Origin of the sequence: Curtobacterium sp. PhB190 (genome assembly GCF_004365385.1) — a bacterium.
Classification (GTDB): domain Bacteria; phylum Actinomycetota; class Actinomycetes; order Actinomycetales; family Microbacteriaceae; genus Curtobacterium.
On sequence record NZ_SODN01000005.1, the window covers coordinates 17,276 to 32,419 of the forward strand.

Here is a 15,144-nt window from a genome sequence, read left to right on the forward strand (position 1 = left end):
GGGGTCGACCCGCGCCTCCCGACCGGACCGCGCCGGCCGTCTACAGGACCGGCGCCCGCCGGATCCAGCCGGTGGCCTCCTCGATCGCGCGCGTCACCGCGAGCAGCTGGGCCTCGCGGCCGTACCGCCCGACGACCTGCACGCCGACCGGCAGCCCCTCGGGCGTGAACCCGGCCGCGGTCACCACGACCGGGTGCGCCGTCAACGTCAGCCGGTTCGCGAGCATCTGCCACGTGAAGTAGCGGTCGAAGCGGTGGCCGTCGACCTCGTCGACCCACTCGACCTCGGCCGGCGGTGCGACCACCGGCGTCGCCGGCAGCACGAGCACGTCGTGCCGGTCGAGCACCGCAGCCGTGTCCCGGTACATCCGGGTCCGACGCTCGTACGCATCGGCGAGCTGCGCCGCCGTGGTGGCGCGCCCCTGCTCGACGTTCCGGACGTAGTCGGGACGGAACCCGCTGGCACCGGCGTCGACGGCGTGCCGGCCACCCAGGAAGAACTCGAACGTCTCGATGGTCTCCCACGCCTCGTCCGCACCCGCGAAGTCGGGCTCGTCCGCCTCGACGACCGCGCCGAGCCCGGCGAGCTGCTCGCCGAACGCGCGGTGCACGGCACGCACGGCCGGGTCGATCGGCAGGCCGCCGGCGTCCTCGCTCCACGCGACGCGCAGGCCGTCGAGCTCCACCGGTCGGACCGGGTGCTGCGTCATGGCGGACATCGGCCAGACGGTCTTCTCGACGGCCAGGGCTTCCATGAAGCGTGCGGCGTCGGCGGAGTCGCGTGCCATCGGGCCGGTGACGCCGTGCGGCGTCCAGGCGTTGCCGGTCCGGCCGCTCGGCACCCGGCCCGGGCTCGGCCGGACGCCGACGACGTTGCAGAACGCGGCCGGGTAGCGCAGGCTCCCGCCGCTGTCGGAGCCGTCGGCGATCGGCAGGATCCGCCCGGCGAGGGCCGCTGCGGCGCCACCACTGGACCCACCCGCGTGCCGCGAGGTGTCCCACGGGTTCACGGTCGTGCCGAACACCGGGTTGAAGGTCAGCACGCCCTGGCCCATCTCCGGCGTGTTCGTCTTGCCGATGATGATCGCGCCGGCATCGCGGAGCAGCGTCGCGAGGACGCTGTCCTGTTCGGCGGGGCGCGCGTCGGCGAACGCCGCCGACCCGTTCGTGGTCGGCAGGCCGGCGACGTCCATCAGGTCCTTCACCGCGGTGGGCAGGCCGTGCAGGAGCGGGAGCGGTTCGCCCGCGGCGCGTGCCGCGGCGGTGCGGCGGTCCGCCGCTTCTGCCGCGGCCAACGAGACCGAGTCGGGCTGCTGGGAGACGACGGCCTGGAGGCGCGGGTTGCGTTCCTCGATCCGCTCCAGGTGGGCGCGCATCACCTCCACCGCCGACACCTCGCGGTTCGCGACGGCGTCGGCCAGGCGGACGGCGGACCAGTCGGCGAGGTGCTCCGGGGTGTGCTCGGGCGCGGGCATCAGCGGCCGCCCTCGTGGTCGTGCTGCTGCTCGGCGTGGACGTGCCCGTCGTGCGCGGCGTCGGTGTGGTGGTCGTGCGCCGCGTGGTCGTGCGCCGCGTGGTCGTGGTCGGCGCCCGGCGCGCAGTGGTCGGTCGCCGACGGCGGGACGTCGAGCGAGGGGTTCCGGTCGAAGAAGCCGTCCGGTTCGAGCCGGAAGCCGATCGTGTCGACGGGCATGATCGGCCACTGTTCGGGACGCGGGAAGTGGTGCACGCCGAGGACGGGCCACAGCACGAGGCGCTCGTTCTCGAGGGACCGGTCCGCCTGCTGCCAGACGTGCACCCCGTCATCGCCGAGCTCGCCCTGGTTCGGGTACTCGCCGGCGATGAAGCGCTCCTCGGGGTCGAAGGCGCTCGCCCAGAGGTGCTTCGCGACGAACGGCGCCTTCCGCTCGACGATGCTGCCCGGGCGGACGTGCAGCTGCGCGGTGTTCTGGACCGCCAGGCGGTAGGCCGTGCTCTCGCCGTAGCGGTTCTGCGCGGACTCGCTCTCGATGCGCCAGTGCAGCGCGCGGGCCGGGTCGGTCATCCGGGCGCCGTCGGCCTCGGAACCGATCGGCGTCTCGACCGCGATGCAGGCGTTGCCGTAGGGGTTCAGGGCCTCGTCGGGCTCGGGCTCGGCGTGCACCTCGACCAACCGGTTCAACGGCCCGTCGACGGCGGTGTCGAGCCGGACGGCGAAGTAGTGCTGGTGCGTCGGGGCCTGCACGTTCGGTGCGACCATCCGGCCGTACCGCGGGGTCTCGCCGTCGGCGATGCCGGACACCGACATCAGGCCGGTGAGCTTCACCTCGAGCTCGACGGAGCCGTCCTGGTACAGCGACCAGTAGAAGCCGTAGTCGTAGTTCGCCACGGTCGCGAAGCTCGAGATCACGAGTCGGCGGCTGCGACGGACCTCGGCGCTGCCGGTGCGGGTGTTGACGTGCTTCCAGAGGATCGAGTCGTCCTCCTCGTGCAGGCAGATGCCGTTGACGATGGTCTGCGGTTCGCCGTGGCCGTCCAGGAAGTCGACGTCGAAGTAGCGGATCTCCCCCAGGCAGTCGCAACCGAGCTCGAGGCTCGCGGTCAGCGGGCCGGCGCCGTACTCGCCCCAGTCGAAGAAGTTCTTCCGGTACGCGGTCGGGTCGCTGTCCAGGTACGGCACGTACATCTCGTTGACGGCCGCACGGTGCAGCACCGGGCGCTCGACGTCGCCGTCACGGTAGGACAGGTCGTGCAGCACGAGCCCCTCGCGGTGCGAGAAGCCGACGCGGAACGTCCAGTTCTGCCAGCGGACCTCGTGCCCGTCGATCGTGAAGCCGGGACCGTTCGGCTGGACGATGTCGAGCGCGGAGACCTCGCGGTCGGGACCCCAGGTGCCGGAGGTGTAGACGCCGGTCTCGCTCGCCATCGGGATGACGCCGTGGTCCTCGATCCGGATGACCTCGAGGGTGTCGAGGTCGAGGATCGGGACGAGCCCGGCGACGGGTCGTGCGTAACCGTTGTCCTCGGGGAACTCGCGGTACCAGACCGTGCCCCAGCTCAGGCGGCGGTCGGCGAGGTCCTCGGGCACGAAGCCGGTGATCGACTCCGGGTCGACCCAGACGAGCGACGTGTCGGTGATCCCGCGCTTCGCGAGCGCCTCGATGATGAGCGGCGACTTCCGTGCGGCCTGCGCGATGAGCCGTGCTTCGTCACTCGAGACGCCGGGGCGACGGTGGTCCACGTCGGTCCACAGCTCGACGATCGCGGGCGAGTCCGGGCCGGCGGTCCACCCGCGCACCTCCCACGCGGCGTGGGCGTCCGGGTCCATCACGACGATCCGCACCGGACGGGCGCCACCGGCGGTCGTGCCCCTGGCCTTCTCCTCGTCGAGCGCGATCCCCCAGAAGCGCGGCCGGGCCCCGATGCGCCCGGAGGCACGGACGGCGGTGACGAAGGAGGCGATCTCGGCGGAGGTCAGCGGATCGAGGACGTGGGTGCTGCTCATGGGCTTCCTTCTCGGGTGGATCGTGCGGTCAGTGGGCGTCGAGGACGACGGCGCGGCCGTCCGCGCGGGGGTCGCTCGCGGCGTCGAGGTGCCCGTCGGCGTGCAGGCGGACGGTCTGCACGTGCCCGGCTTCATCGACGGGGCCGTCGGTGCGGGCGACCGGCAGGCCGAGGGCCTCGGCCGCGGAGATCGCGTCCTCGGAGCCGGGTTCGGCGACGAGCGTCATCACCTCGTGCCCGAGGTCGCGCGCACCGATCACGAACCGCGGTCTGCCGAGGACCTCGTCGGGATCGCTGCCGGCGGCGACCAGGTCGCGGGCGAGCTGCGCGAGGATCCACGGCTGGGCGCTGCCGCCCTGGCAGCCGAGGCCGAGCACCAGGTCGTCCGTCTCGGCGATCACCGGCAACAGGGTGTGCGGCGGTCGCAGGCCCGGTCCGACGTGGGCGGGGTGGGCGGGGTCGGTGCTGAAGGCGGAGCCGCGGTTGTGCAGCACCACGCCCGTCCCCGGGTCGAGGATGCCGGAACCGAAGAGCTGGTAGACGCTCTGGATGAGCGTGACGACGGTGCCGTCGCTGTCCGCAGCGGTCACCGCGACCGTGTCGCCGAGGGCACGGCCGGCGCGGGGCAGTGCGCCGACCCGACCGGAGTCGCGTGGGTCGAGCATCGCTGCGACGTCGATGGAGCCGCCGCGGGGGTCGCCGAGTTCGGCCTGGCGGACGAGCGCGGCACGGTGCACGGCGTCGACGAGGTCGGCGGCCGCGGAGGTCGCGGTGCCGTGCTCACTGCCGCCGGCGAGTGCTTCCGGCAGGATCCCGAGCAGCACGACGCCCTGCGTGGGTGGCGGCGCGACCCACCATCGGGCACCGCCGATCGTCGTGCCGCGGGGCTCGACGAGCTCGGCGTCGTGCGCGGCGAAGTCGGCCTCGGTGTGGGTGCCACCGAGCTCCCGCAGCCGAGCGGTGATCGAGGCGGCGATCCGTCCCCGGTACATCGCGCCCGGGTCGGCAGCGAGTTCGGTCAGGGTCGCGGCGAGCGCCGGCTGCACGAGCGGGTCGCCTTCGGCCAGGAGCGCCCCGGCGTCGTCGGTGAAGACCTCGCGCATCCCGGGGTCGGCGTGGAGCTCGTCGGTCCGGACCGCGATCGCACGGCCGAGTCCGGCGGAGACGGGGACCCCGCCGGCCGCGAGTCGTGCTGCGCGGGTCAACGGGTCGGCGAGCCCGAGTCGGCCGCCCAGCGCGTCGATCGCCTGCCATCCCGCGACGACGCCGGGGACCGTCACGGTCTGGGCGCCCTGCCGGGGCATCCGGTCCTGCTGCGCGAGCGCCGCGACGTCGATGCCGGCCGGTGCGGCGCCGGCGGAGACCACGGCGACGACGGGCCGTCCTGGCCGACTGACGAGGGCGACGAGGTCCCCGCCGATGCTGCACTGGTGCGGGTAGACGACGGTCAGTGCGGTGGCCGCAGCGAGCGCGGCGTCGATGGCGTCCCCGCCGGCCGCGACCGCCTCGGACGCAGCGTCGAGGGCGGCCGGGTGCGGTGCGGCGACGGCGATGCGTCGGGTGGAGGGTGCTGCTGGGGCGGTCATGCGGTGGTCACCATCCGTGCGGGGCTGAGGAACGCGAGGTCGGGGCGGTCGATGCCCTGCACCAGGTCGGCGACGGCCGCACCGATCGCCGGCCCGAACTTGAAGCCGTGGCCGGAGCAGGCTGCGGCGAGGAGCACCTCGGGTTGCTCGGGCAGGGCGCCGACGACGAACCGCTTGTCCGGGGTCATCGTGTACAGGCACGCGACTGCCTGGGCACCGGCGGTGACGATGCCGGGGACGAACCCTTCGAGGAGCTCGGCCAGGTGCGCGACCTCGGCCTCGGTCGGCGGTGCGACGGGCACGTCCGGGTCCCACACGGGTCCGGCGTCGATGCCGATCTTCGCGCCGGATCCGGCGGTCTCCGGGAGCCCGAAGACGAGCCCCTCCGGCAGGTCGACCGAGAAGCACCCGAGCGCGGGTGGCTGCGCCACGGTCTGCCCCGTCGGCGCGGTGAGCGTGACGATGCGCCAGACCTCGAAGAACGCGGCGGCCCCGGGTACCAGCTGCGACGCCCAGGCGCCGCCGGCGAGCACGAGCCGTCGCGCGCGGACGCTGCCGGCGTCGGTCCGGACGGTGACGACGCCGTCGTCGACCCGCCAGTCGAGCACGGTCTCGCCGTACCGCAGGTCGGCGCCGGCCGCCGCGGCGGCGGACTGCGCGAACGCGAGTGCCCGCGCGGCCTCGAGCACACCGGCGTCGGGGTCGTGGACCGCGCCGTACGTCTCGGGCGGACGCAGCGAGGGCGCGAGCGTCGGCCAGGCTGCGCGGTCGACCGGGAGGCTCGCCCCACCCTGCATCGTCGGCTCGCCCCGGTGCGCGTACAGTCCACCGGTCCGGTGCAGGAAGGGCGCGCCGGCTGCGGTTCCCCAGCGGTCCCACCCGCGGTACGCACGGTCGACGAGGTCGTTCCACACCGGGTGTGGGTAGGCGCGGCGGATCATCCGGGTGGCGCCGTGCGACGAGCCGCGCTCGTGCCCCGGTGCGAAGCGCTCCACCGCGACGACGTCGAGGCCGCGGCGCGCGAGCTCGTACGTGGCGGCGGATCCGTGGATGCCGAGTCCGAGGACGACGACGTCGTGCACGGCCGTCACGCGCGGACCTCGGCGACGACGTCCGCGACGCCCTCGAGCAGGACCCGGACGTCCTCGTCGTCGTTGTACACGTGCGGCGAGACGCGGACGACGCTCGGCAGGCCACGGGCGCCCAGGTCCCACTGCGCGTGGCTCGCGGGGACGGAGATGGAGTCGATGCGGCGCTGCCGGAGCCGGGCCGAGACCTCCTTGCCGGCGACGCCGTCGACCGTGAAGGTGACGATCGCGGACGCTGACGCTGACGGGTCCGCCACGGTGACGCCGTCCACGGCGTCGAGCGCGGTGCGCAGGTGGGCGCCGAGGCCGACCAGGTGCGCCTCGGTCGCCGCCGGCCCGCGGTCGAGGGCCTCGCGCAGCGCCACTCCGAGGCCGAGCCGTGCGGCGACGGAGCACTCCCACGTCTCGAGCTGTCGCGCGGTGCCGTCCATCGTCCACTCATCCTCGCCGGTCCAGACGGCTCCGCGGACATCCGGCGCCCATGCACCGACGCCCTCGAGCATCCCGCGGCGCAGGTAGGCGATCCCGGTGCCGCGCGGCCCACGCAGGAACTTCCGGCCGGTGGTGACGAGGGCGTCGCAGTCGACGGCGCGCACGTCGATGTCGATCTGGCCGACGGACTGCGTGGCGTCGACGACGGTCAGGGCGCCGTGGCGACGGGCGACGGCGCTGATCTCCGCGATCGGTTCGACGAGGCCGGACGAGGTCGGCACGTGCACCGCGCTCACGACGACACGGCCGCTCGCTCCGGCGACGGCGCGGTCCAGGGCCTCGAGGTCCATGGCACCGGTGGCGTCGCTCGGCACGACCTCGAGCCGCACGTCGTCGTGCCGCTGCATGGCCAACAACCGGAGCGCCTGGCTGACGTAGCTGGAGCGGGGTGCGACGACGGTGTCCCCGGCACCGAGCCGCAGCGCGTCGAAGACACCGCGCAGGCCGCTCGTGGCGCTGTCGAACAGGGCGATCTCGTCCGGCGCCGACCCGAGCAGGGTGGCGGCCGCGGTGTAGACGCCGGCGACCTCGTCGGCGACCTGGTTGGCGGCTTCGTACCCACCCACCCGCTGTTCCCGGCGCAGGTGGGTGACCACTGCCTCCAGGACGCCGTCGCTGACCAGGCCCGCGCCGGCCGCGTTGAAGTAGTGGCGCCCTGCGGTGCCGGCGGTGCGGGACCGCTCGGCGGCCACGTCGATCGCCGTCACTGCCTGGGCGGCCATCGTGCCGTCCTCGAGACCGATCGTCATGTCGCGGGTCCTCCCTCGTGCGCGTCACCCCCGGACGCTCAATGGATCCCATCATAAACAGGTTGTATCCATTACCGCCACCGCCGGATACTGTTGTCCCATGGAGCACTCCGCTGAAGCCCGCGCGCAGGAACTCGGACTCGTCATCCCGGACTACGCGAACCCGCCCTACGGTGGCCGGTACGGCAGCTCGCTCCGCGCGTTCCACCGCACCGGCGACCTGCTGGAGCTGAGCGGCATGACCCCGGAGTCACGGGACGGCACGATGCTGCACCCGGGGTCGGTCGGGGTCGACATCACCCTCGAGCAGGCTCGTGAAGCGGCCCGCTACACCGCGGTCAACGCCCTCGGCATGATCCGCTACGCCCTCGGCTCGCTCGACGAGGTCACTGCGCTGTCCCGCGGGCTGTGCTTCGTCCTCTGCCCGCCCGGGTTCGAGCAGCTCAACCAGGTGTCGAACGCGGCCAGCGACCTGCTGTTCGACGTCTTCGGACCGGACGTCGGCCGGATGGGCCGCGCGTCGATCGGTGCGACCGCCCTGTCACGGAGCGCCTGCTTCGAGCTCTGGCTCAGCCTGGAGTGCCGCCCCCGCCGAGCCGGGGAGTGAGACCGCTCGCCGAGACCGGCACGCGGGGGACCGCGTTCTGGCTCCTCGTCGTGGCGTCGACCGCCGGCTACGTCGTCAACGGTGCGAGCACCCCGGTGGTGCCACGGGTGGCGACGGACCAGCTCGGCGCCGACCCCGCCGTCGGTGGGCTGCTCGTGTCGCTCGCGGGGTTCGTGGCGATCGGCGCGATGCCACTCGCCGGCATCCTGAGCGACCGGCTCGGTCCACGACGTGTCCTCCTCGGTGCCGGGTTGCTGGCGGCAGCCGGACTCGGCATCGTGCTCGTCGCGCTGAGCGTCCCGAGCCTCGCGGTCAGCCGGCTCGTCTTCGGCGCCGGCAACGCGGCCACCGCCACCGCCCTCACTGCCTGGGTCGTCGCCGAGGTGCCGGTGACCCAGCGGAGCCGCGCACTCGGCCTGTTCGGGCTCGCCGTCTGGATCGGTCTCGCCCTGGGGCCCGTGGTCGGCGAGAACCTGTACCAGTCGGCCGGACACCGCACCGTGTGGGTCGTCGCGATCGGCATCCAGCTCGCCGGGCTCGGAGTGGCACTGCTCACGCGGGGCGGATCGGCTCCGGTGCACCGCAGCCCGGCGCGACCGGCCGGTGCGGGTCTCGCGGCGGTGCTGCGGGCCGTCGTACGACCGGGCGCGGCGGGACTCGTGGCCTGGGCGGCCGAGGGCTTCATGATCGCGTTCCTCATCCAGCACCTGGTCGGGCAGGGCGTCGGCGCGCAGGGACTGACCGGGGCCGCGAACGTCTTCACGGTCTTCGCAGCGAGCGTCGTCGGGGTGCGACTGCTCCTCGGCGGACTGCCGGACCGGATCGGGCCCGTCCGCACCGCACGAGGAGCCCTGGTCGTCCTCGCCGCAGGGCTGGTCGTCCTCGCGGTCGCACACGACTTCCCGACCGCGGCCGCCGGTGCCGTCCTGGTCGGTGCCGGGTACTCGCCGCTGTTCCCGACGCTCACGATCCTGAGCACCCGGACGCTCGACGACCGCACCCGGGCCACCGGCGTCGGCGTCTTCTCGGCCGTCACCAGCGCGGGCTACGCCGTCGGCTCACTCGTGGGCGGGGTCCTGGTGTCGGCGGTCGGTTCCGGGTGGGCGCTCGTCGTCCTCGCCGCCTTGCAGCTCGCCGCGGTGCCCGCACTCGGCAGGCACGACGGCGGCGGCACCGGTCGCGACCTCAGAGCGCGATGACGACGCTCTTCGACTCGCAGAACGCGCGCAGGGCCTCTTCGCCGAGGTCGCGACCGAGGCCGGACTCGCCGACCCCGCCGAAGGACAGTGCCGGGTCGAACAGGTTGTAGGTGTTCACCCACACGGTGCCGGCGTGCAGCCGCTGGCCCATCCGGTGGGCGCGGGACAGGTCGCGGGTCCAGACCCCGGCGGCGAGGCCGTACGTCTGGTCGTTCGCGATGGCGATCGCCTCGTCCTCGTCGTCGAACGGGATGACACCGACGACGGGCCCGAAGATCTCCTCGCGCGCGATGGTCATCGTGTTCGAGACGCCGGTGAAGAGCGTCGGCTCGACGTAGTAGCCCGGGCGCTCGGGCACGCCGCCGCCGACCGCGACCGTCGCCCCCTCGGCCTTGCCCTGCTCGATGTACCCGAGCACCTGCTGCCGCTGCTCCTCGGACACGAGCGGTCCGACGGTGATCCCGCCGTCGAGCCCGTCGCCGACGGGGACCTTCCGGACGGCGGCGACCAGGCGCTCGGTGACCTCGTCGAGGACCGACCGCTGCACGAGCAGGCGGCTGCCCGCGGTGCACATCTGGCCGGAGTGCCCGAACGACGCACGCATGGCGGTGAGGACGACGGCGTCGAGGTCGGCGTCCTCGAACACGATGTTCGGGCTCTTGCCGCCGAGCTCGAGGGTCAGGCGCTTGAAGTCCGCACTCGCGGCGGTCATCACCTTGCGGCCGACCTCGGTGCTGCCGGTGAACGAGACCTTGTCGACACCGGGGTGCGCGGTGAGCGCGGCACCGACCCGGCCGTCGCCGGTCAGGACGTTGACGACGCCGGCGGGCACACCGGCTTCCTCGCAGATCGCGGCGACCCGGAGCATCGTGAGCGGGGTCTGCTCGGCCGGCTTGACGACCACCGTGCAGCCCGCGGCGAGCGCCGGTGCGAGCTTGAACGCGCCGGTCATGATCGGGAAGTTCCAGGGCAGGATGAGCGCCGCGACGCCGACCGGTTCGAGGGTCGTGTACACGTGGTGCGCTCCGCCGTCGACGGGGACGACCGTGCCGGTCAGGCGCGAGGGAGCGCCGGCGTAGTAGCGGAACACCCGGGCCGAGGTCGCGGTGTCGGCGCGGGAGCGCTCGATCGGCTTGCCGTTGTCGCGGGTCTCGAGCACGGCGAGTTCCTCGAGCCGCTCCTCGATCAGGTCCGCGACGCGGTTCAGGATGCGGCTGCGGTCGTGCGGGCTCATCCCGCTCCACCGGCGGTCCTCGTGTGCCCGGCGCGCGGCGGCCACGGCGGCGTCGACGTCGGCGGGACCGGCCTGCGGCACCCGGGTGAGCAGCACCTCGGTGGCGGGGTCGAGCACGTCGAGGAGTTCGGCGCCGTCGGGTGCGGTCCAGGTGCCGTCGACGAGGAACGGCTCGAGCGGGGCCAGGGGTGCGAGCGTGTCTCTCATGACGGTTCCTCCGTGGGACGTGGGTGCGGTGGGTCGAGGTGCTCGGTCAGGGGCGGTCGAGCAGTCGAGCGGGCTCGTCGACCGTGATCCGGGTGAGGACCTCGTCGGGTACGCCGAGTGCGCGGAGGCCGGGGACGACCCGGGCGGTCAGGTGGTCGAGGCCGTGTCCGCCGTACCGACGGAGCTGGCCCTTCGTCCAGGTGGCGTGACCGAAGACCCAGCGGGTGTCGGGGTCGCTCTCGCGCAGGGTCAGGAAGGCGTCGAGCCGTTGCGGATCGCTGGCGTTGCGGATGCGACCGACGTGCGAGCCCTCGTTGCCGAAGCAGAGTTCGAGCACGGCTCCTGCCTGGCCGAGGTCGCGCAGGTAGGGCAGGTCGAGGAACTCGTCGACGGTCGAGAACACGACCCGGCTCGGGTCGACCCCCTCGGCCACGACGTGCGCGAGCACCTCGAGGCCGTTCCGGGCGTCGGCGGCCAGCCGGACGGCGACGGCCGCGCCGGTGGTCGCCGCCGCTCGTGCAGCCGCCGTGAGACTGCGGCGTTCCTCGAGTCCGTCGGCGGTCGCGAACGCCGTCGTCGTCCCCATCAGGCCGAGCAGCCCGGCGCGGTACGTGGTGCCGGGCACCGAGTCCGTCAGTGCCCGTTCGAAGAGCCCCTGTCGCCCGTCGGTGTCCAGGTCGAGGTACCACTCGGGCAGCAGTCGTGGCAGGTAGGCCCCGTAGCCGGCGACGATCCCGACGCCGCACGCCCGTGACAGTTCGGGCAGCCGGGCGTGGTCGGGGCCGAAGCCGAGGGAGCTCAGGTCGACGGCGAGCCCGAGGCCGCTGTTCCGCGCGGTGCGGAGTTCGTCGGCGAGCAGGTCGACGTCGTCGAGGCGCAGGTTGTCCGCGAGTGCGAGCTGGCTCCACCGCAGGGCGGCAGCCAGGTCCGCGGTGACCGCGAGGCTCGGCTCCAGCGCTTCGACACCGGGTCGCTGCAGGGCACTCGCGTCGGTCAGCAGGTGCTCGTGCATCGACACCGCACCGATCCCGGACGACTCGACGGGGCCGAGGACGGTCTGGATCACGACGTGCCTTTCGCGGTGGCGGACTTGACGGATCCAATCTACATCGGTTTGGATCCCTCTTGTCCACACGTGTCGCCGAGCTCCTCGCTCGACTCCGAACGTTTACACGCGGCCCCCTTCCGTCACGTGCCCGAAACAGCCGGGCAACGACGGCGACACGGGTCCGCACGACACTGGTCGCACTACCTGTCGCCCGATAGGTACTCCGCGAAAGGTCTGCAGCCATGCGCTCTCCAGAGTCACCGCTCCACGCACCGCGCGCCACGTCCAGCGTCGACCCCGTCGACACCCAGGGCTCCGCCCGACTCGGCTACGAGCAGGAACTCCACCGCGGGGTCGGCTCGTTCTCGTCGTTCGCGGCCGGGTTCTCGTTCGTCTCGATCCTGACCACCGTCTTCCAGCTGTTCGGCCTCGGGTTCGGACTCGGCGGTGCCGCCTTCTTCTGGGCCTGGCCGCTCGTCTTCGGCGGCCAGCTGCTCGTCGCGCTGAACTTCGCGCAGCTCGCCGCCCGGTGGCCGATCTCGGGCGCGATCTTCCAGTGGTCCAGTCGTCTGGCGGGCGCGCGCTTCGGGTGGTTCACCGGGTGGACGATGATCATCGGGCAGATCCTCACCGTGGCCGTCGCGGCCATCGCGGTGCAGGCCGTGCTCCCCGCGATCTGGAACGGGTTCCAGGTCGTCGGCGGCCCCGGAGCCGACCCCTCCCTCGCCTCGTCGACCGGTGCTGCGAACGCGGTGGTGCTCGGCATCGTGATGCTCGTCGTGACGACCCTGGTGAACATCACGAGCGTCCGGCTGATGGCGCGGGTCACGAGCTTCGGCGTGCTGATCGAGATCATCGGCGTCGTCGTGCTCATCGGCGCGCTCTTCCTGCTGCCGCACCGCAGCCCTGCGGTGGTGTTCACGACCGCCGGCTCGACGAGCACCGAACCGTACGTCTGGGCGTTCCTGGCATCGTCCCTGATGGCTGCCTACGTGATGGTCGGCTTCGACTCCGCCGGTGAGCTCGCCGAGGAGACGCACAACCCCCGCCGGACCACCCCGAAGACCATCGTCCGCGCGCTCACCGTCTCCGGCCTCGGCGGTGGGCTGCTCATCATCGGTGCCCTGGTCGCCGCCCCGAGCCTGACCGACGGCAAACTGGCGACGCAGGGACTCGCCTGGGTGATCACCTCGACGCTCGGCGACGTCTTCGGCCGGCTGCTGCTCTGCACCGTCGCGGTCGCCGTGTTCGCCTGCACCCTCGCCGTGCAGACCGCCGGTGCGCGCATGGTCTACTCGATGGCCCGCGAGAAGGCCCTGCCCTTCCACCGCACGCTCGCTCGGGTCTCACCCCGGACCGGGACACCGATCGCCGCGTCGATCGTCGTCGGTGTCGGCGCCGCCCTCGCACTCGCCGTGAACATCGGTCAGTCCGCGATCTTCACCGCCCTGTCCAGCCTGTGCATCGCGATGCTCTACCTGGCCTACCTCGGCGTCACCGGCCCCCTGCTGGTCCAACGCATCCGGCTCCGACGGTCCGGCTTCCCCGCCGGCGTGGACGAGGACGGCAAGCCGCTGTTCACACTCGGCCGGTGGGGCATCCCGCTCAACGCCCTCGCCGTCGCCTTCCAGATCGGCATGGCGGTCAACCTCATCTGGCCGCGCCCGGAGATCTACGACCTGACCGGGAACTCGTGGTGGCTGCAGTACAGCGCACTGCTGTTCATCGGCGCCGTCCTGCTCGTGGGTTGGGTGTGGTCGGCCCGGCGGCACCGTGCGCACGGACCGATCACCCTCGCCGAGGTCCCGTCCACCGCCTCGGTCCCCGCCGTCCAGGCACCCGCCTCCGCGACTGCGACCGTCGAAGCCTGACCGAAGGAACCCCATGCGCGACCTCCACCAGACCGACAGCGTGCTCGCCTCGCGTTCCGATGCGCGCGCCCAGGCCGGGACGCAGTCCGAGTACATGCCGTACCTGCCGGCGTCGACGTCCCCGTTCGCCCCCGAGGGCGTGGACCGCGCACAGCTCGTCTGGGCAGAGACGGTGGCCCCCGGCGGGTACACGCACAAGATCCTGGCCAGGGGCTCTCGTCTCCGCTTCGACGACCCGACGGGGCAGGCCTGCGCCAACCTCCTGGTGTTCAACGCGCTCGAACCGTGGGAGCGGTTGAACGTCGCCGACACGCAGAAGATCCCGTGGCAGGCCTACCTCGGCGTCGGCACGCCGCTGCTCAGCGGGGACGGCCGTGCCCTGGCGACGGTGGTCGAGGACACCTCGGGGCACCACGACGCCTTCTGCGGCACGTCGACGGACGCCTGGAACGAGCGGAAGTACGGCGGTGCGGCACCCGAGGGGCTCAGCCCGAGCGGCCGGTCGCTCTTCGTGAAGGCCGCCGCCAAGCACGGGCTGACGAGGCGTGACCTGCCGCCGAGCGTCTCGTTCTTCCAGGGTGTCCGGATCGACGACGAGGGGGCGATGACCTTCACGGGGTCGGCCGGAGCCGGGCACCACGTCACCCTCGTCGCCGAGCTGCCGCTGCTCGTGCTCGTCGCGAACGTCGCGCACCCGATCGACCCCCGGCCGGAGTACGCCGTCGGCCCGCTCCGGGTGCACGCCTGGCGTGGGGCACCGACGACCGACGCGGACGAGCGGTTCACGGCGACGCCGGAACTCACCCGCGCCTACCTGAACGCCATCGACTACGCGGAAGCACGAGGCCTCTGATGCCCGACACGACGACGCACACCCGCACCTCCACCGTCCCGGTCGGCGCCGTCCACGCCCCCGACGTCGCCCTGGACTGGAGCGAGTCCCTCGTGCCCGGCGACGTCGTCCGCGACGACCGGGTCGAGCCGCTCGCGCCCTGGTCCGCCGTCGTCCGCGCCGGCGAGGTGCTCACGATCGTCGACGTCGGCGGCAACCAGAGCGCCGACTGCCTGGTCTACGACGCGCACGACCCCGACGAGCGCTACAGCGTCCCGGACACCCTCGCGGCCCAGGGGAACGCCTACGTCCGCACCGGCACCGTGCTGATGTCGAACGAGGGGCACCCGCTCATGACGGTCGTCGCCAACGAGATCGACCGGCAGGACACCATCGGCGGCGCGTGCTCGAAGGAGTCCAACACCCTGCGGTACGGCCACCACACCCAGTACCAGCACGGCTGCCGCGAGAACTTCCTGGCCGAGGCCGGCCGGCACGGCCTCGGCGCCCGCGACATCGTCTCGAACCTCAACTGGTTCATGAACGTCCCGGTCGAGGCCGACGGCGCCCTCGGGATCGTCGACGGCATGAGCGCACCGGGCAAGCGCGTCGCCGTCCGGGCCGAACGCGACGTGCTCGTCATCGTGTCGAACTGCCCCCAGATGAACAACCCGTGCAACGACTTCTCCTGCACCCCGCTGCGCATGATCGTGGTCCAGCCGTGATCGCCGCACCCGACACGGAGGACA

At 72.9% G+C, this 15,144-nt stretch carries 12 protein-coding genes; 5 read left to right on the forward strand and 7 right to left on the reverse strand.

From position 1 onward, the window contains the following. Positions 1–40 precede the first annotated feature (40 nt). The 5 genes from EDF47_RS09165 to EDF47_RS09185 are packed head-to-tail and all read right to left on the reverse strand — an operon-like array spanning position 41 to position 7,397. On the reverse strand, positions 41–1,474 hold the full coding sequence (locus EDF47_RS09165; RefSeq protein ID WP_133938732.1) for an amidase family protein: 1,434 nt from the start codon (positions 1,472–1,474) through the stop codon (positions 41–43). Beyond that, the gene (locus EDF47_RS09170; protein WP_133938730.1) at positions 1,474–3,483 is read right to left on the reverse strand and encodes a primary-amine oxidase; all 2,010 of its coding nucleotides are present in this window, start codon (positions 3,481–3,483) and stop codon (positions 1,474–1,476) included. Before EDF47_RS09170 ends, EDF47_RS09165 begins: the two co-directional genes overlap by 1 nt. 28 nt (positions 3,484–3,511) lie before the next feature. Continuing rightward, positions 3,512–5,068: a gamma-glutamyltransferase gene (locus EDF47_RS09175; protein WP_133938728.1), complete on the reverse strand. Its 1,557-nt coding sequence runs from the start codon at positions 5,066–5,068 to the stop codon at positions 3,512–3,514. Then, a complete protein-coding gene (locus tag EDF47_RS09180) occupies positions 5,065–6,159 on the reverse strand; it encodes an FAD-dependent oxidoreductase (protein WP_133938726.1) in 1,095 nt (364 codons plus the stop codon). Before EDF47_RS09180 ends, EDF47_RS09175 begins: the two co-directional genes overlap by 4 nt. Next, the gene (locus EDF47_RS09185; protein ID WP_131844896.1) at positions 6,156–7,397 is read right to left on the reverse strand and encodes an aminotransferase class V-fold PLP-dependent enzyme; all 1,242 of its coding nucleotides are present in this window, start codon (positions 7,395–7,397) and stop codon (positions 6,156–6,158) included. The genes EDF47_RS09180 and EDF47_RS09185 overlap by 4 nt, the downstream gene beginning before the upstream one ends. A 100-nt stretch (positions 7,398–7,497) precedes the next feature. Here EDF47_RS09185 and EDF47_RS09190 point away from each other — a divergent pair, with 100 nt between their 5' ends. After that, positions 7,498–8,004: a RidA family protein gene (locus tag EDF47_RS09190; RefSeq protein ID WP_131844897.1), complete on the forward strand. Its 507-nt coding sequence runs from the start codon at positions 7,498–7,500 to the stop codon at positions 8,002–8,004. After that, positions 8,001–9,203 carry an MFS transporter gene (locus tag EDF47_RS09195; RefSeq protein ID WP_159572869.1) on the forward strand — a complete coding sequence of 401 codons (1,203 nt, stop codon included), beginning with the start codon at positions 8,001–8,003 and terminating at the stop codon, positions 9,201–9,203. Before EDF47_RS09190 ends, EDF47_RS09195 begins: the two co-directional genes overlap by 4 nt. Here EDF47_RS09195 and EDF47_RS09200 read toward each other — a convergent pair. Next, entirely contained in the window at positions 9,190–10,644 is a 1,455-nt protein-coding gene (locus EDF47_RS09200; RefSeq protein ID WP_111086482.1) for an aldehyde dehydrogenase family protein, read from the reverse strand. The genes EDF47_RS09195 and EDF47_RS09200 overlap by 14 nt on opposite strands. A 46-nt stretch (positions 10,645–10,690) precedes the next feature. Further along, a complete protein-coding gene (locus tag EDF47_RS09205; protein WP_133938724.1) occupies positions 10,691–11,710 on the reverse strand; it encodes a phosphotriesterase in 1,020 nt (339 codons plus the stop codon). 224 nt (positions 11,711–11,934) lie between these two features. Here EDF47_RS09205 and EDF47_RS09210 point away from each other — a divergent pair, with 224 nt between their 5' ends. The 3 genes from EDF47_RS09210 to EDF47_RS09220 are packed head-to-tail and all read left to right on the forward strand — an operon-like array spanning position 11,935 to position 15,120. Then, the gene (locus tag EDF47_RS09210) at positions 11,935–13,563 is read left to right on the forward strand and encodes an amino acid permease (RefSeq protein WP_133938722.1); all 1,629 of its coding nucleotides are present in this window, start codon (positions 11,935–11,937) and stop codon (positions 13,561–13,563) included. A gap of 13 nt (positions 13,564–13,576) precedes the next feature. Next, positions 13,577–14,416: an urea amidolyase associated protein UAAP1 gene (locus EDF47_RS09215; RefSeq protein ID WP_133938720.1), complete on the forward strand. Its 840-nt coding sequence runs from the start codon at positions 13,577–13,579 to the stop codon at positions 14,414–14,416. Next, the gene (locus EDF47_RS09220; protein WP_131880947.1) at positions 14,416–15,120 is read left to right on the forward strand and encodes an urea amidolyase associated protein UAAP2; all 705 of its coding nucleotides are present in this window, start codon (positions 14,416–14,418) and stop codon (positions 15,118–15,120) included. The genes EDF47_RS09215 and EDF47_RS09220 overlap by 1 nt, the downstream gene beginning before the upstream one ends. Positions 15,121–15,144 lie beyond the last annotated feature (24 nt).